This is a genomic window from Psychroserpens sp. SPM9 (assembly GCF_025153525.1).
In the GTDB taxonomy this organism is placed as follows: Bacteria; Bacteroidota; Bacteroidia; order Flavobacteriales; family Flavobacteriaceae; genus Psychroserpens.
In genome coordinates, this window is record NZ_JANZNR010000008.1 from 164,133 (window position 1) to 181,432 (window position 17,300).

At 35.1% G+C, this 17,300-nt stretch carries 18 protein-coding genes and 2 tRNA genes; 7 read left to right on the forward strand and 13 right to left on the reverse strand.

Features of this window, described 5'->3' with window-relative positions; translation table 11 throughout:
• Positions 1-8: 8 nt before the first annotated feature.
• The 5 genes from N4270_RS15895 (at position 9) to N4270_RS15915 (ending at position 6,025) form a co-directional block, all read left to right on the forward strand.
• Positions 9-1,145, forward strand: a complete 1,137-nt coding sequence (locus tag N4270_RS15895; protein ID WP_260098339.1) for an acyltransferase — start codon at positions 9-11, stop codon at positions 1,143-1,145.
• Between the two features lie 191 nt (positions 1,146-1,336).
• Positions 1,337-3,607: an aconitate hydratase gene (locus tag N4270_RS15900; RefSeq protein WP_260098340.1), complete on the forward strand. Its 2,271-nt coding sequence runs from the start codon at positions 1,337-1,339 to the stop codon at positions 3,605-3,607.
• 119 nt (positions 3,608-3,726) lie between these two features.
• Positions 3,727-4,398, forward strand: a complete 672-nt coding sequence (locus N4270_RS15905; RefSeq protein ID WP_260098341.1) for a Crp/Fnr family transcriptional regulator — start codon at positions 3,727-3,729, stop codon at positions 4,396-4,398.
• Positions 4,399-4,470: 72 nt separating this feature from the next.
• Positions 4,471-5,352, forward strand: a complete 882-nt coding sequence (locus N4270_RS15910) for an anti-sigma factor (protein ID WP_260098342.1) — start codon at positions 4,471-4,473, stop codon at positions 5,350-5,352.
• A gap of 94 nt (positions 5,353-5,446) precedes the next feature.
• Positions 5,447-6,025 carry a TlpA disulfide reductase family protein gene (locus N4270_RS15915; protein WP_260098343.1) on the forward strand — a complete coding sequence of 193 codons (579 nt, stop codon included), beginning with the start codon at positions 5,447-5,449 and terminating at the stop codon, positions 6,023-6,025.
• On the opposite strand, the gene N4270_RS15920 is transcribed toward N4270_RS15915, so the two are convergent.
• The 7 genes from N4270_RS15920 to N4270_RS15950 form a co-directional block, all read right to left on the reverse strand.
• Positions 6,012-7,157, reverse strand: coding sequence for a lycopene cyclase family protein (locus N4270_RS15920; RefSeq protein WP_260098344.1), 1,146 nt, complete (start codon positions 7,155-7,157; stop codon positions 6,012-6,014). The two genes, N4270_RS15915 and N4270_RS15920, sit on opposite strands and share 14 nt — an antisense overlap.
• Before the next feature lie 15 nt (positions 7,158-7,172).
• Complete coding sequence (locus tag N4270_RS15925) at positions 7,173-7,622, reverse strand: sterol desaturase family protein (protein WP_260098345.1); 450 nt, start codon at positions 7,620-7,622, stop codon at positions 7,173-7,175.
• A gap of 5 nt (positions 7,623-7,627) precedes the next feature.
• Positions 7,628-8,467, reverse strand: a complete 840-nt coding sequence (locus tag N4270_RS15930) for a phytoene/squalene synthase family protein (protein WP_260098346.1) — start codon at positions 8,465-8,467, stop codon at positions 7,628-7,630.
• Between the two features lies 1 nt (position 8,468).
• On the reverse strand, positions 8,469-9,935 hold the full coding sequence (locus N4270_RS15935) for an NAD(P)/FAD-dependent oxidoreductase (protein ID WP_260098347.1): 1,467 nt from the start codon (positions 9,933-9,935) through the stop codon (positions 8,469-8,471).
• Positions 9,936-9,988: 53 nt separating this feature from the next.
• Positions 9,989-10,888 (reverse strand): MerR family transcriptional regulator, encoded by a 900-nt coding sequence (locus tag N4270_RS15940; RefSeq protein WP_260098348.1) that lies wholly within the window; start codon positions 10,886-10,888, stop codon positions 9,989-9,991.
• Between the two features lie 123 nt (positions 10,889-11,011).
• Positions 11,012-11,095 (reverse strand) — tRNA-Leu (locus N4270_RS15945).
• 55 nt (positions 11,096-11,150) lie between these two features.
• Positions 11,151-11,223: transfer RNA gene (locus tag N4270_RS15950), tRNA-Lys, on the reverse strand.
• A gap of 129 nt (positions 11,224-11,352) precedes the next feature.
• On the opposite strand from N4270_RS15950, the gene N4270_RS15955 reads away from it, so the two are divergent.
• Complete coding sequence (locus N4270_RS15955) at positions 11,353-11,871, forward strand: shikimate kinase (RefSeq protein ID WP_260098349.1); 519 nt, start codon at positions 11,353-11,355, stop codon at positions 11,869-11,871.
• Here N4270_RS15955 and N4270_RS15960 read toward each other — a convergent pair.
• Positions 11,863-12,366 (reverse strand): phosphoribosyltransferase family protein, encoded by a 504-nt coding sequence (locus N4270_RS15960; RefSeq protein ID WP_260098371.1) that lies wholly within the window; start codon positions 12,364-12,366, stop codon positions 11,863-11,865. The genes N4270_RS15955 and N4270_RS15960 overlap by 9 nt on opposite strands.
• 57 nt (positions 12,367-12,423) lie before the next feature.
• Positions 12,424-12,804, reverse strand: coding sequence for an RNA-binding S4 domain-containing protein (locus N4270_RS15965; RefSeq protein WP_260098350.1), 381 nt, complete (start codon positions 12,802-12,804; stop codon positions 12,424-12,426).
• A gap of 124 nt (positions 12,805-12,928) precedes the next feature.
• On the opposite strand from N4270_RS15965, the gene N4270_RS15970 reads away from it, so the two are divergent.
• Positions 12,929-13,879, forward strand: a complete 951-nt coding sequence (locus N4270_RS15970; protein WP_260098351.1) for an FKBP-type peptidyl-prolyl cis-trans isomerase — start codon at positions 12,929-12,931, stop codon at positions 13,877-13,879.
• A gap of 70 nt (positions 13,880-13,949) precedes the next feature.
• Here N4270_RS15970 and N4270_RS15975 read toward each other — a convergent pair whose 3' ends face one another.
• The 4 genes from N4270_RS15975 to N4270_RS15990 form a co-directional block, all read right to left on the reverse strand.
• Positions 13,950-14,540, reverse strand: coding sequence for a PorT family protein (locus N4270_RS15975; protein WP_260098352.1), 591 nt, complete (start codon positions 14,538-14,540; stop codon positions 13,950-13,952).
• Between the two features lie 78 nt (positions 14,541-14,618).
• Positions 14,619-15,575 carry a transketolase family protein gene (locus N4270_RS15980; protein WP_260098353.1) on the reverse strand — a complete coding sequence of 319 codons (957 nt, stop codon included), beginning with the start codon at positions 15,573-15,575 and terminating at the stop codon, positions 14,619-14,621.
• Complete coding sequence (locus N4270_RS15985; RefSeq protein WP_260098354.1) at positions 15,572-16,279, reverse strand: hypothetical protein; 708 nt, start codon at positions 16,277-16,279, stop codon at positions 15,572-15,574. The genes N4270_RS15980 and N4270_RS15985 overlap by 4 nt, the downstream gene beginning before the upstream one ends.
• Before the next feature lies 1 nt (position 16,280).
• Positions 16,281-17,126, reverse strand: a complete 846-nt coding sequence (locus N4270_RS15990; protein ID WP_260098355.1) for a transketolase — start codon at positions 17,124-17,126, stop codon at positions 16,281-16,283.
• Between the last annotated feature and the right edge of the window lie 174 nt (positions 17,127-17,300).

A 17,300-nucleotide genomic window follows, 5' to 3' on the forward strand; every position in this document is an offset into this window, starting at 1 on the left:
TGACACGAATGAAAATAGACAACGAGAAACGAATTTTTGGCTTAGATATCATGCGTGCCATAGCAATACTTTTGGTCGTAGCATCACATGCGGTTTGGATTTTTCCGCAATCTAAAAATATAGTGACCGATTTGATGAGTATTGCAGGTGTTTTGGGTGTGGAGATTTTCTTTGTACTGAGTGGTTTTTTAATTGGAAGATTGATTTATCGTCTTTTTCAAAATGATGATTTTAGCTTTAAAAGTATAAGCTATTTTTGGGTAAGGCGCTGGTTTCGAACCTTACCTAATTATTATTTAATTTTGTTAGTTAATGTGATTTTGGCACTGTTTCTCGGAACTGTGATGCCAGATCATTTGTGGCGTTATGCGTTTTTTATGCAAAATTTTTCTTGGGAAATGCCGCTCTTTTTTGGTGAATCCTGGAGTTTGCCTATTGAAGAATTTGCCTATATCATTGGGCCATTATTACTATATTTTTTAGGGTTTCTTAAACTGAAGGTCAACAAGTCTAAACTGTTTTTTGGGGTAACCCTTATCATTGTCATTTTCTTTTTTGTAACCAAAGTGTTTTACAACAACAGTCACCCGGAAACTAATATGATATTTTGGAATGTGAATTTAAAAGCAGTGACGATTTATAGAATTGACGCTATTTATTATGGCGTTTTAGCAGCTTATGTATCTATTATTCGTGTGTCATTTTGGAAGCGATACCGCTATTTATTTTTAATACTCGGAGGTCTTATGTTTTTAGGGTTGAACTTTGTAGTGCCTATGAAACAGATTTTTATTGAAAGTCATCCGTTTTTTTGGAATGTACTTTACTTACCAATTAACTCGATAGCGATTGCATTTACACTTCCGTTTTTATCGCAACTAAAATCGGCTCCTAAATGGATTTTGATGCCCGTAACGCTCATTAGTTTGATTTCTTATTCTATGTATTTGATTCATTACTCTGTAGTGATGCAAGTCATGAAGCATTTTTTTCCTACGGAAGGCTTGTCAACAACATTGCTATTAGGCTATTGTTTCGTTTATCTTATTGTTACCTGTATCTTGTCTTATGTCTTATATGTGCTTTTTGAACGACCAATGACCAATCTACGTGATTCTGATAGAATTAAGAATCATTTTAAATAAGGTTCATTTGTTAATTTAATAATTTTGACCTATTTTTTTTGTTAATATTTCATTTTAAACCTAAAAAACAATGGTTTTAGTGAGTTATGTTTAATGTTTTTAGCATTTTATTACATATTTTAAAATATGCTATAAAATTCGTAATTTTGCGAGACTTTTTAATACGATAATTAACCCTTTAAAAAATATATATGGCTTTTGATATAGACATGATAAAAAAGGTTTATGCTAATATGACTGAGCGTGTAGATGCCGCTCGTGATATTGTTGGTAAACCACTAACACTTTCAGAAAAAATATTATACGCACATCTTTGGGATGGTAATCCAACAAAAGCTTTTACTAGAGGTAAAGACTATGTGGATTTTGCTCCAGACAGAGTAGCGTGTCAGGATGCAACAGCACAAATGGCTTTATTACAATTTATGCAAGCTGGAAAACCTAAAGTGGCTGTTCCTACTACTGTACATTGTGATCACTTGATTCAAGCTAAAAATGGTGCAACTTCAGATTTGCAACATGCCATTAATACGAGTAATGAAGTGTTTAATTTCTTAGAGTCTGTTTCAAATAAATATGGTATTGGTTTCTGGAAACCTGGTGCAGGAATTATTCACCAGGTGGTTTTAGAAAATTATGCATTTCCTGGCGGAATGATGATTGGAACCGATTCTCACACCGTAAATGCTGGTGGATTAGGAATGGTTGCCATTGGTGTAGGTGGAGCAGATGCTGTTGATGTGATGGCTGGTATGGCTTGGGAATTGAAATTTCCGAAGTTAATTGGTGTAAGATTAACTGGTAAATTATCAGGATGGACAGCACCTAAAGACGTTATTCTTAAAGTAGCTGATATCTTAACCGTTAAAGGTGGAACAGGAGCTATTGTTGAATATTTCGGACCAGGAGCTACAGGAATGTCTTGTACGGGTAAAGGAACCATTTGCAATATGGGAGCCGAAATTGGTGCGACGACGTCAACGTTTGGTTATGACGAATCTATGGAGCGTTATTTACGTGCTACAGATCGACCAGATGTTGCCGATGCGGCAAATCAAATTAAAGACTATTTAACAGGTGATGCTGAAGTATATGCGAATCCAGAATTATACTTTGACCAGGTTATCGATATCGATTTATCAGAATTAAATCCGTTGTTAAACGGTCCGTTTACACCAGATTTATCAACCGCTGTGGGTTCAGCTATGAATGAAAAAGCTAAAGCTAACGATTGGCCATTAAAAGTAGAATGGGGATTAATCGGGTCCTGTACCAATTCTTCTTATGAAGATTTATCACGTGCCTCGTCTGTAGCACAACAAGCTTTAGATAAAGGTTTAAAAACAAAAGCTGAATTTGGAATCAATCCAGGCTCTGAAATGGTACGATATACCACTGAAAGAGACGGGATTCTTGAAATTTTTGAAAAATTAGATGCTAAGATTTTTACGAATGCTTGCGGACCATGTATTGGACAATGGGCACGTTATGAAGATCCTAAAAATGCACCTAAAAACAGTATCGTACATTCATTTAACAGAAACTTTGCCAAGCGTGCCGATGGAAATCCAAATACACATGCCTTTGTCGCGTCTCCTGAAATAACGGCTGCAATCGCAATTGCTGGTCGCTTGGATTTTAATCCGATGACCGATAAATTAATCAATGAAAATGGAGAAGAAGTGATGCTAGATGAACCAACAGGATGGGAATTACCTCCTAAAGGTTTTGCAGTGGATGATAACGGATATTTAGAGCCTATGGCAGACGGAAGTGGTGTAGAAGTTAAAGTCGCTTCAGATTCTGAACGTCTACAATTACTAACACCTTTCGAACCTTTAGGTGATTCGATCACTGGTGCCAAACTTTTAATTAAAGCCTTCGGAAAATGTACAACAGACCACATTTCCATGGCTGGACCTTGGTTACGTTTCCGTGGACATCTAGATAATATTGCAAACAACACCTTAATTGGTGCTGTAAATGCCTTTGGTAAGAAAACCAACTTTGTTAAAAACCAATTAACAGGTGAATATGGAGGTGTGCCAGATACCGCTAGAGCTTATAAAGCTGCCGGAGTTAAATCGATTGTTGTGGGAGACCATAACTACGGAGAAGGGTCATCTCGTGAGCATGCTGCGATGCAACCACGTCATTTGGGTGTTGCTGCGGTGATTGTAAAATCATTTGCACGTATCCACGAAACTAACCTTAAAAAACAAGGGATGTTAGGATTGACTTTTGCAAATGAAAGTGATTACGATTTAATTCAGGAAGATGATACGTTTAACTTCTTAGACCTAAACGAGTTTGCTCCAGACAAGCAATTAACAATTGAAATTGTACATGCTGATGGAACAAAAGATACTATTAAAGTAAACCATACGTATAACCAATCTCAAATTGACTGGTATAATGAAGGTTCTGCTTTAAACTTAATTAAAAAAGAGAATGCTGCTTAGCATTTTAAAGCTAATAAATTACAAAGCCCTTGATGTTTCAAGGGCTTTTTTTATGAGAGAACTGTAAGGCTTTTAGAGCTAGAACGACTGCTATGACATCTAACTCTAAAACGTTCCTAATGCAATCCATGTGGTTTTTTGATGATGTCAACCTGTTTAAGGTGCTTTGTCCTCATAAATTCAAAGCCTATAAAAACGATCACGATTTTGATGCCTACAAGAAAAAAGACTACATCTACTTTGAAGACGACTCAGCCAATAAAGTATACCTTATTGAAAAAGGAAAAGTGAAAATTGGTTATTACACTGATGCAGGTGATGAAGTTGTCAAAGCCATTTTGTCTAGTGGAGAGTTGTTTGGAGAGAAAGCCATTCTTGGTGATAATAAGCGTGATGAATTTGCTCAATCCATAGATAATAAAACGTCTATTTGTCCCATAGGAGTCTCAACAATGCATGACTTAATGCGAGACAATCAAACCTTTAGCTTTAAGGTGTATAAGTTTATCGGATTTAAATTTAAAAAGTTAGAACGCCGACTCCAGTTACTTTTATTTAAAGATACCAAAACACGACTTGTAGAGTTTCTAGATGAATTGTGTTCCGATTATGGTTACGACTGTCAGAAAACAGGAGATCATGTGATTAAACATCCCTACACCCAAAAAGATATGGCTTCTTTAATTGGCACCTCCAGATCAACGCTCAATATTCTTCTCAATGAACTCAAAGAAGAAAATTACCTCAATTTCAATAGAAAAGAAATTAGAATATTAAAAAAAATCGCTTAGTGTTAGCTAGCTAACATTTTATGAAGCTGTGACCTTATAATTTTGAAGCATAAATTTTAAAATTATAAAGCGATGATTAAAAAAATGTTTTTAGCTGTATTGGCAACAGGAATGTTAGCCACAGCATGTAGTAGTGATGACGATAACGGAAGCAATCCTACAAACTCAGAATTAATTCTTAACCTAAGCGGATTAGAAGCGCTTGGTGATGATTTTGTCTACGAAGGCTGGATTATTGTCGATGGTGCTCCGGTTTCTACAGGAACTTTTTCAAGTGTTACATTTCCACAAACCTTTTCAGTGAATACGGCACAATTAAACAGTGCCACAACATTTGTACTGTCTATCGAACCAGCAGTTGATCCAGATCCTGCACCTGCCGCTACAAAAATTTTAGCAGGCGATTTTTCAGGAAACTCAGCTAGTGTAGATTCTAATGGTATTGTTGCCAATTTTAGTGCTTCCACAGGAACTTACATTCTGGCAACACCAACCGATACCGATGATACTAATGAAGAAAGTGGTGTTTGGTTTTTAGACAATTCAAGTGGAAGTGCTGTGACTGGCTTAGATTTACCAACCTTAACAGAGGGCTGGGTTTATGAAGGCTGGGCGGTTATAGACGGAACACCAATTAGCACAGGAACTTTTACCGATCCTTCGTCTGCCGATACTAATGCTGCAACATCAATGTTTAAAGGTGATGCCAACAACGGACCAAACTATCCTGGTGAGGATTATTTACAAAATGCTCCAGCAGGAATGACATTTCCAACAGATTTAAGAGGTCAAACGATTGTGATTTCTGTAGAACCTAGTCCAGATAACAGTGCCATGCCATTTACTTTTAAACCGCTAGCAAATATGGTGCCTGCTGATGCGATGACCCATACGGCACTTTCTCTAGGAACTGGTCCTGTGACTGTAATTTCTGGATCTGTGACACGAAACTAATTTAGGGATTAGTAGTATACAACATTTAGAGTTTTTGTTGTTAGATTTGAAACGTATTGCCGACTATGGTGATACGTTTCTTATTTTTATACCTATGGCAAAATCCAAAAGATCAAAAATATATAACCTCATTTTTATAATTGTTATTGTTTTGCTGATTATACCACAAACGCGACAGCCGATTCAGGTTGTATTGAATAAAGGACTTGCGATGGTTGTAAAACCTTCGGTAATTGATACTTCGGAACGGATTCAGCTAAAAAACTATAACTGGCAATTGAAAAATTTAAACGGAACTGATTTTAATTTTTCTGCTGCGGAAGGGAAAGTGGTTGTCCTAAATTTCTGGGCGACTTGGTGTCCGCCTTGTATTGCCGAAATGCCAAGCTTAGAAAAACTGTATCAAGATTATAGCTCTAATGACGATGTTGTATTTTTATTTGTGTCAAATGAAGACAGTGATAAACTTCATAAATTTATGATGGATAAAGTCTACAACTTTCCTGTGTATCAACCGTTGACGCCATATCCTTCAGAATTTAAGGTGTCTTCCATTCCGAGAACGTTTATTATTGACAAAAATGGAGCGATTGTGATTGATAAGTCTGGTGCAGCCGACTGGCATAGTGATAAGGTTATCAATACGATAGATGAATTGCTTAAAGCGTTTTAAAAAAGGCTTTGATAAACGACCAGGAAAAAAGAGAGGTCATAATTTTAAATTCTTCAGCAAATGATGACTCTTCATCTAAAAACCGAAACATGGTCTGTACCGAATTTTTATCATAAAATTGCTGAAAAATCCATTCGCCTTTGTGGTTTTCATCTTTTAAGACTTTAAGAAATACCTTGTCATAAAACTTGTATTTTCTTCGGAACAATCCATGAGATGGTAAACGTCCCGCTTTTAAATTTTCAATAATGAGCGCTACTTTTTTTTCAGTGTGTTTAAATGAATAGCCAGTAGACCCTTTTACCCATCCGCCACCAGTTCCAATTTTAGTAATGTTTTGAGTATTAAACTTTCCGAAGTTAAAGTTCGTCATAGGAATCTGTCCTGTTTCAGTTTCTATAATCGTGTAGTTGTCAATCTTCAAATAGTCTTTAATATAGGTTTTGATATAGTCATCATAGACTGCGTCATCAACTATATGCTCAGTAAAATAGGTGAACTCTACTAAGGCTTCTCTTTTCGAAAAGGGTAACACATAAGTGAAGTTGGTTTGCTTAGCATCTTTTAAACGGTAATCCATCATCGTAAAATGGTCATCATCAAAAGTATCCTTATCGGTTTGTATTACCCAACCTTTAAAATGTTGAATAATTGATATGCTATTTGTTTTTTCTTCTGAAAATGCCTTAGGGACGCGACTATCAAATACATGTCTTGCTGTATAAGAATTTGTTTCGGTAGTAACGGTCACTTGTTGCTCTTCGGAAACAGCAATCACACGATCAACAATACGATGAATATTAGGTTGCTGACGGAGTTTTGCTTTAGCTTCCGTGTAAAAATCAATAGCACGAATGGTATTATAGGTATAGGGATTTAGGTGTAAATCAATGTTCTTTTTAGAAGTTTTTACGGAAGCTTTGCTCCAGGATTTATAGATGATAGCATCCCATTGCGAAGGTTTCTTTTCCCAGAAACTCCAGGTTTTATCATTGGTGTTTTTTTCAGAAGGATCAATAAGCGCAATTTGTTTGTCTTTAAAAAAAGGATCTGCAGCTAGTTTTAAAGCCAGTTGAAAGCCCGCTAAACCATTTCCTATAATGATATAATCGAAATGGGAAAACTTAGTCATAGGATAGAAATACTACTATTTTTTAAAGTATTTGAAAGGTACGAAAAGCATCCCAAAACACTCGCCTCTATCTTTTCCTAAGTGTTTGTGGTGAATTTTATGGGCTCGTCTCACACCTTTGGCATACCAGTTATTGGCATTTCGGAAGAGTTTAAACCGCTGATGAATAAAAATATCATGAACCACAAAATAGGTCGCACCATAAGCCATAATACCCAGTGCAATTGGTAAACAATACCAAACATCTTCATAACTCCATAAGTAAAAGCAAGTCATACTTACAATGGCATAAAATATAAAAAAGGCATCGTTACGTTCAAACCAGCTATCGTGATCTTTAAGATGATGGTCTTTATGCAGGCTCCATAAAAAACCGTGCATCACATATTTATGGGTAAACCACGCCATAAATTCCATGATACAGAACACACCTAAAAAAATAAGAATCCAATATAACGTATGCATGCGATTTACATTAAATTAAGTTGATATTTGACATAACTTCTGGTAAGCAGCTCAAATTTTTTGTAGTTAGGCACTCTAATTCGGGTGGATTTAATCTCTAAAGCAGGTGTTTTTTTGAGTTTTTTGAGTAACTGACTGTAATATCTGTAAGCCATAAAGACACCAAATTTGGCTTCTATTGGTAATTTTTTAATGCCTTGTAAGCCCTTGTTAAAATCATTTTCAATGTCTGTGATAATGGCTTGCTTTGAGTTTTCATCTAACTGACTTAGATCGGTGTTTGGGAAATACGACCGACTTAAATCTTCATAATCTGCTTTTAAATCTCTGAGGAAATTTACCTTTTGAAAGGCAGAACCTAAACTCATTGCTGAGTCTTTTAGTGCATCATATTTATCTTGGTCGCCTTTTACAAAAACCTTCAAACACATGAGTCCGACAACATCGGCAGATCCATAAATGTATTGTTTGTATTCTTCAGTGGTTAAGTAATTCTGTTTATGTAAATCTAAACGCATACTTTTCATGAACGCGTCAACCAGGCTTTTATCAATGCTGTATTTATGATAAGTTTCTTGAAACGAATTTAAGATTGGGTTTAAACTTATTTTATGCTGAAGAGCTAATTCTAAATCTTTTGAAAAATTATCGAATAAAAGTTCTTTGTTATAATCATGAAAACTATCAACAATTTCATCTGCAAATCTTACAAACCCATAAATATTATAAATATCCTGACGAATGGAGTTGGATAGCATTTTGGTAGCCAATGAAAACGAGGTGCTATACGACTTGGTAACAGTCTTACTGCATTGGTTCGAAACGGAGTCAAAAATAGCTTTCATATTAATTGCTGTGGTGTTTTTTAATGAGTTCTGCCACTAATTTTCCTGAAATTAGAGAAGGCGGAACTCCTGGTCCTGGAACCGTTAATTGTCCTGTGAAATATAAATTACTGACCTTTTTACTTTTTAATTTGGGTCTCAAAAATGCAGTTTGTAAGAGCGTGTTAGCCATTCCGTAGGCATTTCCTTTGTACGAGTTATAATCGTTGATAAAATCGTTGACACAAAAGGACTCTTTAAATATAATATTTTTTTTGACGCTTTGAGAGGTGAGATTTTCAAATCGGTCAATTATTTTGTTAAAATAAAGCGCTCTTAATTCTGGAGTATCTTCTAAACCTGGAGCAAGCGGAATTAAAAAAATGCCAGCTTCTTTTCCAGCAGGTGCAGCATGATCATCTGTAATAGAAGGAAAGCTCGCATAAAACAAAGGGTTTTCAGGCCACTTAGGTGTATCGTAAATAGCTTTGGCATGCACCTCAAAGTCAACATCAAAAAATAAGGTATGATGATTAACATTTTTTAGTTTTTTATCAAAACCAACATAGAATAACAAGGAAGAAGGCGCAAAAGTTTTTTTCTCCCAGTAATTTTGTGAGTACTGTACATAGTTGGCGTCTAAGAGTGTTTCGGTATGATGGTAATCGGCACCACTCAAAATAATATCGCTTTTATAATTAATTCCATTTGTGACTATTGCAACGGCTTTACCATTATCTACGATAATTTTATCGATAGAGTTTTCTGTTTTTATGATCACACCTAAACTTTTGGCTAAAGCTTCAATAGCCAGAATGACTTGATACATCCCTTTTTTTGGATGAAATGTGCCAATTCCGAAATCGGCATAATTCATAAAGCTATAAAAGGAGGGTGTGTGATCTGGTTTAGCGCCTAAAAAAAGTACCGGAAACTCAAGAATCATGGCAAGTCTCTCATTTTTAAAGGCCTTTCTAACATCTTTTTTAATCGTGCTAAAAAACTGTCCGATTTTTTTCATGGTGACAGGCGTGACCAATTCAAAAGGCGATACACCAGGTCTGTATACTAAATCTTTGATGGCTACATCGTAGTTGTTTTGAGCATTTTTAATGAATTTTAGAAGTTGTTTGGAGCTTCCGGGTTCTTCCTTTTCAAAAGCAATGCAAATTTTTTCTAAGGTATCTTCAATGGTGATATAATCGTCTTTTCCGAAGTAAACACTATAAGCCGGGTTGAGTTTTTCGAGTGTGTAATACGTTTCTGGAGTGGTATTGAAATCGGCAAAAAAGCGTTCAAATACATCTGGCATCCAATACCATGTTGGACCAATATCGAAGGTAAAACCTTCTTTTTTTAGCTGTCTTGCGCGACCACCAACCGTTTTGTTTTTTTCAAATATGGTGACCTCATAACCATCACGTGCAAGGTAGCAAGAAGCAGCGAGTGCCGAAAAACCAGATCCAATTATTGAGATACGTTGTTTCATTGTTTAACAAATATATAAAAAAGTTAAACAAAATTAACTTTCGTAGATATAATTTAGAGTTTTTTAACTAAGCTTTCAATACTATCAAATGTTGCTATATGTTTTGGAAGTGATTTTAGATTGGCTTCTTTTAGTATTCTTCCGAGAACCCATAGTTTTGTTTTTGGGTAAGTGAGTATCGTTTCAGAAAAGCTATTGAGGTAATCATTAATACAATCTTTATCAGGTTTAACCGTAAAATAGGATATAAAAGTAATAGCATCGTGATGTTCTAAAACATCAATTAAGCTTGTAATAGGAACACTTTGCCCCAGATAAATGCTTTGATGGCCTCTGGCTATAATTTCATAGTTCAACATCATTAGTCCGAGTTCATGCACTTCATTGTCTGGAAGAAATAATACAAATTCCTTTTTAGCTTTACTTTGATTTTGAGCTTGAATAATTTCAGTATTCACTAAGATTTTTTGACGAATTAAAGTCGTAGCAAAATGTTCATGAGCAGGCGTAATCGTATCAGTTTGCCAGAGCATTCCAATTTCAGAAAGCAAAGGAATAAAATCCTGATAGAAAATATCGGTAAACGATTTTTCTTTTTCCAAACTGGTATAAGTGTCGTAAAACAGCTTTTGGTCAAAGTTAATCATCGCAAGCTTAAATGTACTCAACGTATGACTGTTAGTTACATCTTTTTGGGCAACATCTCTAACAAGGTCTTGAATTTCTGAACTTTCAATAGCTGCTATTTTAGAAATTTTGTAACCATTATTGTTAAGGTAACTAATGTTGAGCAGTTTTTGAAGATTGCTTAAGCTGTAATATCTTATATTGGTGTCAGTTCGTTCTGGTTCCAGCAAGTTGTATCTTTTTTCCCAAATTCTAATGGTGTGTGCCTTGATACCTGAGAGGTTTTCAAGATCTTTAATACTAAATCTACTTTTAATATTGTTCATATTTAGTTTAAAAAGGTTAAACAAAAATAAGCTTTTTTTGAACTTGAACTAAAATTTAGGTTTTTTTTAATAGCAGGAAAAGCGAGCTTGTTGTATTTGGTGAAGTATGAATTAAAAATAATGTGCGCACGAGAAGACTCGAACTTCCACGGACTAATGTCCACTAACCCCTCAAGCTAGCGCGTCTACCAATTCCGCCACGTGCGCATTATTTCAGTAAAGATAAAAAAAAAGTTAAGCGAGTGCTTAACGATTTTATTTGTGACCAGTCTGGGGCTCGAACCCAGGACCCTCTCCTTAAAAGGGAGATGCTCTACCAACTGAGCTAACTGGTCAATAAGTTTCTCTAACGAGGGTGCAAATATAAAACGTTTAATTAATATTCCAAACCTATTATTAGATAATTTTTTGTTTTTTTGTCATTAAATATCTTATGTTTTTAATAATCAATTTATAAGGAGAAAATGATATTATTTTTAGTTGGATATATGGGGTCAGGAAAATCGTTAATCGGGCGACAATTAGCTGAGGTTTTGAATTATAATTACATGGATTTTGATGATTATATAGAACAAAATGAAAACGCGACAATAAAAACGATTTTTGAAACTAAAGGCGAGATTTATTTTAGAAAGGCTGAAAGTAATTATCTGCAATCGGTTTTAAACTTAGACAACACCGTGATTTCTCTTGGAGGCGGAACGCCTTGTTATGGTCGTAATATGGAACAACTTATAATGGCTAATGACGCTCTATGTATTTACCTGAAGGCGACGATACCAACTTTAGTAGATCGTTTGTTTGATGAAAGATCTAAGCGTCCATTAATTTCCCATATTGCTTCAAAAGACGTGTTGAGTGAATTTATAGGTAAACATTTATTTGAAAGAGCTCCTTTTTATGAACAGTCGCAATTACAGATAAAAACTGATGATAAATCGGTAAGTACTATTGTTGAAGAATTACTACTACAACTATTTTAAATAAGCTTCTTGTGTTTTTCCGGTTAAGATAATTTCTACATGCTCATTTAGCGAGGTCGATAGTGAAATCCCTTTAAAATCTGCTTTCACAGGGTATTTTTTGTGGTTTCTATTGACTAATACAGCTGTTTTGAATTGTTTTAACGGAACATCTAAAAAGTGTTTTACACCATAAATTAATGTACTTCCCGAATTTAAAACATCATCAATAAGTACTATAGATTTATTGGTATACTCCTCCTGATCTAGTGAAGTTGTAATGGGTGATAACGGATTTTTCTTATCTATAGTCACCTTACATAATATAGGTTTTAAGTCAGAAATTTTCTCAAGATTAAGTTTGAGTTTTTTAGCAAGAATATAGCCATTACTTTCTATACCAGCTAAAATGATCTCCTTTTCATAAACATTGCTTTCATAAATCTGGTAGGCAATACGTCTGATTTTATGTTGAATTTCCTGATGATTAAGAATTATATTTTTAGGAATGCTCATTGGTGATTTTGATTTTTTCAAAGATAAAAAAGAGTTTTCTTAAACACTCTTTAAATTCTAGATATCTTCTTCTGGTGTATCGTAAAAGTCGTCTATATCTCTTCGGTCTTTTTTTGTAGGCCTTCCTACACCTTTTTTTCGGTAATAATCTTTAGAGTATTTAAGTAGTTCCTTTGCTTCAAAAGCTTCTTTAGGCGTGACATCGGTTCTGTAGATGTCGACTAATTTTGCACCAACTCTGCTTTCAGGAATGTCATTAACAATAATTTGATAGTTGATTTGGTCTTTTCTGAATTCAATTTTATCTGTAGGATAAACTTCACGGCTGGGTTTTACAACTTGATCGTTAACTTTAACCTGACCTTTTTTACAAGCAGTAGTAGCTATACTTCTGGTTTTGCAGTATCTAATGCACCAAAGATATTTATCGACTCTCATGTTAAAACTCTAAAATTGACGTTAATTGTATTGCACAAAAATATTATATTATTGTATCTTGCGTGTTAAAAATAAGCAATATTGAACGATTCAAATTGTATTTGAATTAAAGAAAAATTTAATCATGATGAAATTACAAAACAGTCTAATAGTTGTGGTACTATTAGTAGCGATGCTTGCTTCCTGTAAGCCTGACGACGCTGAAGTAAGCTTGGTTCCAGAAGCCGATAGAACGGAACAGCAAGTAAAAGACAGAGATTCTATAATTAGTTATTTGGAAACGCATTATTACAATGCAGGTGATTTGGTCGATGACGGAACCGATTATTCAATCGATGATATTATTATTACAGAATTACCTCAAGACGATGAAGGTAATTATTTGCCGCTTCCAGATCCAGATACGAATACCTTACTCATCGATGCTGTTGAAACGCATTTTACAACTTTTGAAGAGGCCGATTACGAATACTATATCTTAAGAATCAATCAAGGTGAAGGGGAGTATTCTCCTAATTTCTCTGATGATATCCGATTAGTGTATTCTGGAATTAATATTGAGGATGGTGAAATTTTTGATAGTGCTATTAATCCCAATGCACCTTTTGATATGCTTGGATTGATTCAAGGATGGCGTAATGTTATTCCGCAATTCAATGTTGCTTCAGAGTTTGTGGTGAATGAAGATGGAACTGTTGATTATTCAGGTTCCGGACTAGGAGTTATGTTTATTCCTTCAGGATTAGCATATTTTGCGTCGCCTCCTTTCGGATTGGGCGTTTATGATAATTTGGTCTTTAAATTTGAATTGTACCAAGCTGATGCTAACGATCATGATGGTGATGGAATCTTAACGCATCTTGAAGATTTAAACAATAACGAAGATGTTAATGATGATGACACCGATGGCGATAACGTTCCTAACTTTTTTGATCCAGATGACGATGGTGATGGTGTGTTAACTATTTACGAAGATTTAGATGGTGATGGCGATCCATCAAATGATGATTCTGATGGTGATGGAATTCCTAATTACTTAGATGAAGACTCCACAGAATCTAATCAAGACAGTTAAGAATTTGATTAATACATAATAAAAAAAGACGCTATTTCTAGCGTCTTTTTTTTGTCTGTTATTTCTCATTTTAAAGGGCAACCGATAAACTTAAAATCAGTTGATCTGGCCTCGTATCAATTCTGCTAATAATACCTTCGCCTAAATTATTGCCTATAAATGTCGCTTCATTGTCTGAAAATCCTCTTTCATATCTTAAATCGATTCCAATCTTATTGAAGTTTAAACCGATTCCAAAATTTAATCCTACCGAAAAATCATCTTCGACATTGTCGATATTAATACCTTCAAATTCGGTATCTAATATATACTGAAGTGAAGGGCCGCCAAAGACACTTACTGGTCCGATAACTTTAATACCAACTAATAGAGGCGCATCAATTTTTTTCATATCAAAAGAATCATTCTGATAATCACTTTTGGTACTTGTATAAATGAGCTCTGGTCTAAAATAAAGGTCGTTACCAATTTTTCCGAAGACACCAATATGATAGCCTATATTGCGGTCTGGATGTTGCGCATTATCTCCAATAGATTCAAAATAATCACCATTGGCATTGTAATTCAATCCACCTTTAAGTCCGAAAGAACTTCCTTTTTGCGCCGAGGCACTAAAACAAAATAACGTTAATAAAAACGTGCTAATAACTAATTTCTTCATAATAATATTCGTTTTTTGTGATTTGGATGTATAGTATCAAAAACGTTGCCAAACGAAAATTATTTCTTTTTTTATGAATTAGTTTTTACGTTTTAAGACCTTTTCAGTAGCGCTAATAATGGCATTAGCGTTTAAACCGTATTTTTCCATAAGCTGTTCAGGTGTTCCAGATTCTCCAAAAGTATCATTTGTTGCAACAAATTCCTGAGGTGTTGGTTGGTGTTGCGCTAATACTCTGGCAACACTTTCTCCTAAACCGCCAAGGTAGTTATGTTCTTCGGCAGTCACAATACAACCCGTTTTAGATACCGAATCAAGAATGGCCTTATCGTCAAGAGGTTTGATCGTGTGGATATTTATGACTTCAGCAGAAATACCTTTTTCGTGTAAAGTTTTAGAGGCTTCAAGAGCTTCCCAAACCAAATGACCTGTCGCGACGATAGTGACGTCTGTACCTTCAGTTAATTGTACTGCTTTACCGATTTCAAAGCTTTGATTTTCGGGAGTAAAATTAGCTACTTTTGGTCTTCCAAAACGAAGGTAAACCGGTCCGTGATGTTCAGCAATAGCAATCGTAGCAGCTTTAGTTTGATTGTAATCACAAGTGTTAATAACGGTCATGCCTGGAAGCATTTTCATCAAGCCAATATCTTCTAAGATTTGATGTGTTGCACCATCTTCACCTAAAGTTAAACCAGCGTGAGAGGCACAAATTTTTACATTTTTATCAGAGTAGGCAACACTTTGTCTAATTTGGTCATAAACACGACCTGTAGAAAAGTTAGCGAAGGTTCCTGTAAACGGAATTTTTCCACCAATGGTCATACCAGCTGCTAAACCAATCATATTCGCTTCAGCAATTCCTACTTGAAAAAAGCGTTCTGGATGATTCGCTTTAAAGTCGTCCATTTTAAGAGAACCAATTAAATCGGCACAAAGCGCAACCACATTCTCGTTAGTTTTTCCTAATTCTGTTAATCCAGCTCCAAAACCTGAGCGTGTATCCTTATTTCCTGTGTTTGTGTATGTTTTCATTCTGTGATTTTGAAACTGTAATTAATATTAATTGTTTTTGGAGTTGTATCCACATGTATTGCTTCGAGTATGGTTTCCCTTTTACTGCTCACTTTCATAATCAATCCTTCAGGAATGTTAATACCTAGTAAGCCTGAATTTCCTTCGGAAGCAAACATAATTTGGAATAAATTTTTAAATAATTGTGTATTGTCAATTTTTATAGATTCATCAAAAGCCATAGTTACAATATCTGTTTCCTTATGGGAAGGATATATATCGTAAATCGCTGCTTTTTTGTCTAGTATGGTGATGCTTTCATTGGTGCTTTCAGAAATGAGTTCAAATTCATTACTTTCATCAATAATATCTGGTCCCGGAACGAGTTTTGATAACTCAACATTGAAAAATAATTTATTTTTACCGGATTCAAAACACATCATTAACAGAGCGTCTTCAGCATTATAAATAACATATAAATCAGCGTTATCTAATAACTCCGGATTATTTTTAAACATGTTACGCGCCAAGCTTTGCGCTAGTTTTTTACTGTCTGTCCAAACAAACTTTCCCGATTTGCTATATCCTATAGAAACGGTATCATTTGTTTTTCTTCGTTCACTAGGCACAATATAATCAACCGTATAATCAATTTGAATCTTTGTTTCTTGAGAATTTCCAAAGAAAAAAGAAAAGATTAATAAGGGTAGGATTAATGCTTTCATATTAATAATCACCTAAAGTTTCAGCATTTTGACTTAAACCGATTTCTAACTGCTCATCGTTTGGAGCTTTACCGTGCCAAGCATGGGTGTGCATCATAAAGTCAACACCGTTACCCATAATAGTTTTAAGCAATACACATACAGGTTTACCTTGACCTGTTAGTGATTTTGCTTTGGCCATTCCTTCTAAAACAGCGGTGATATCATTCCCTTTTTCAATGCTAACAACAGTCCATCCGAAGGCTTCAAATTTAGCACGCAAACTTCCCATTGGTAAGACATCATCAGTAGCACCATCAATTTGTTGTCCGTTTAAATCTATTGTAGAAATGATATTATCAATATTATTGGCAGCAGCGTACATAATCCCTTCCCAGTTTTGGCCTTCTTGTAATTCGCCATCTCCATGAAGACTATACACCAAGTGTGAGTCGTTGTTTAATTTTTTAGTTTCGGCAGCACCTAAAGCAACACTAAAGCCTTGACCCAAAGATCCAGAGGCGACACGTACACCAGGTAAACCTTCGTGTGTGGTTGGATGACCTTGCAGACGCGAATTAATTAATCGGAATGTGTTTAATTCATCGACAGGAAAATAACCTGATCTTGCAAGAACGCTATAAAATACCGGAGAAATATGACCGTTGGAAAGGAAGAATAAATCTTCGCCAATACCGTCCATATCAAAGGACGTTTTACGGTCCATAATCTCTTGGTAAAGCGCAACAAAAAATTCGGCACATCCTAATGAACCTCCAGGATGACCTGAGTTTACTTTGTGAACCATTCGCAAAATATCTCTGCGAACCTGTGTAGTTAAGTCTTGTAATTCTTGTGTATTTGGCATAAAAATAGAGTGAGTAATTTAAGCCCCAAAAATAAAGTTTTCATAAGCCTAATCAAAAATAGAGTTAACTCACTTATTAACGATTTTGCTCAGTTGCTAACAATTTCATCAGATTGAAAATGATGAAGGCGGATTTTAAGTTTTCTAAAGTATAATTTTATTAAATGTTTAAGA

Coding starts and splice junctions, on each gene's coding strand:
- N4270_RS15910 (WP_260098342.1), top strand. CDS start 4,471: ATGATTAAAAAAATGTTTTTAGCTGTATTGGCAACAGGAATGTTAGCC.
- N4270_RS15915 (WP_260098343.1), top strand. CDS start 5,447: ATGGCAAAATCCAAAAGATCAAAAATATATAACCTCATTTTTATAATT.
- N4270_RS15970 (WP_260098351.1), top strand. CDS start 12,929: ATGATGAAATTACAAAACAGTCTAATAGTTGTGGTACTATTAGTAGCG.
- N4270_RS15935 (WP_260098347.1), bottom strand. CDS start 9,935: ATGAAACAACGTATCTCAATAATTGGATCTGGTTTTTCGGCACTCGCT.
- N4270_RS15920 (WP_260098344.1), bottom strand. CDS start 7,157: ATGACTAAGTTTTCCCATTTCGATTATATCATTATAGGAAATGGTTTA.
- N4270_RS15980 (WP_260098353.1), bottom strand. CDS start 15,575: ATGAAAACATACACAAACACAGGAAATAAGGATACACGCTCAGGTTTT.
- N4270_RS15955 (WP_260098349.1), top strand. CDS start 11,353: ATGATATTATTTTTAGTTGGATATATGGGGTCAGGAAAATCGTTAATC.
- N4270_RS15990 (WP_260098355.1), bottom strand. CDS start 17,126: ATGCCAAATACACAAGAATTACAAGACTTAACTACACAGGTTCGCAGA.
- N4270_RS15925 (WP_260098345.1), bottom strand. CDS start 7,622: ATGCATACGTTATATTGGATTCTTATTTTTTTAGGTGTGTTCTGTATC.
- N4270_RS15895 (WP_260098339.1), top strand. CDS start 9: ATGAAAATAGACAACGAGAAACGAATTTTTGGCTTAGATATCATGCGT.
- N4270_RS15900 (WP_260098340.1), top strand. CDS start 1,337: ATGGCTTTTGATATAGACATGATAAAAAAGGTTTATGCTAATATGACT.
- N4270_RS15940 (WP_260098348.1), bottom strand. CDS start 10,888: ATGAACAATATTAAAAGTAGATTTAGTATTAAAGATCTTGAAAACCTC.
- N4270_RS15975 (WP_260098352.1), bottom strand. CDS start 14,540: ATGAAGAAATTAGTTATTAGCACGTTTTTATTAACGTTATTTTGTTTT.
- N4270_RS15985 (WP_260098354.1), bottom strand. CDS start 16,279: ATGAAAGCATTAATCCTACCCTTATTAATCTTTTCTTTTTTCTTTGGA.
- N4270_RS15930 (WP_260098346.1), bottom strand. CDS start 8,467: ATGAAAGCTATTTTTGACTCCGTTTCGAACCAATGCAGTAAGACTGTT.
- N4270_RS15965 (WP_260098350.1), bottom strand. CDS start 12,804: ATGAGAGTCGATAAATATCTTTGGTGCATTAGATACTGCAAAACCAGA.
- N4270_RS15905 (WP_260098341.1), top strand. CDS start 3,727: ATGCAATCCATGTGGTTTTTTGATGATGTCAACCTGTTTAAGGTGCTT.
- N4270_RS15960 (WP_260098371.1), bottom strand. CDS start 12,366: ATGAGCATTCCTAAAAATATAATTCTTAATCATCAGGAAATTCAACAT.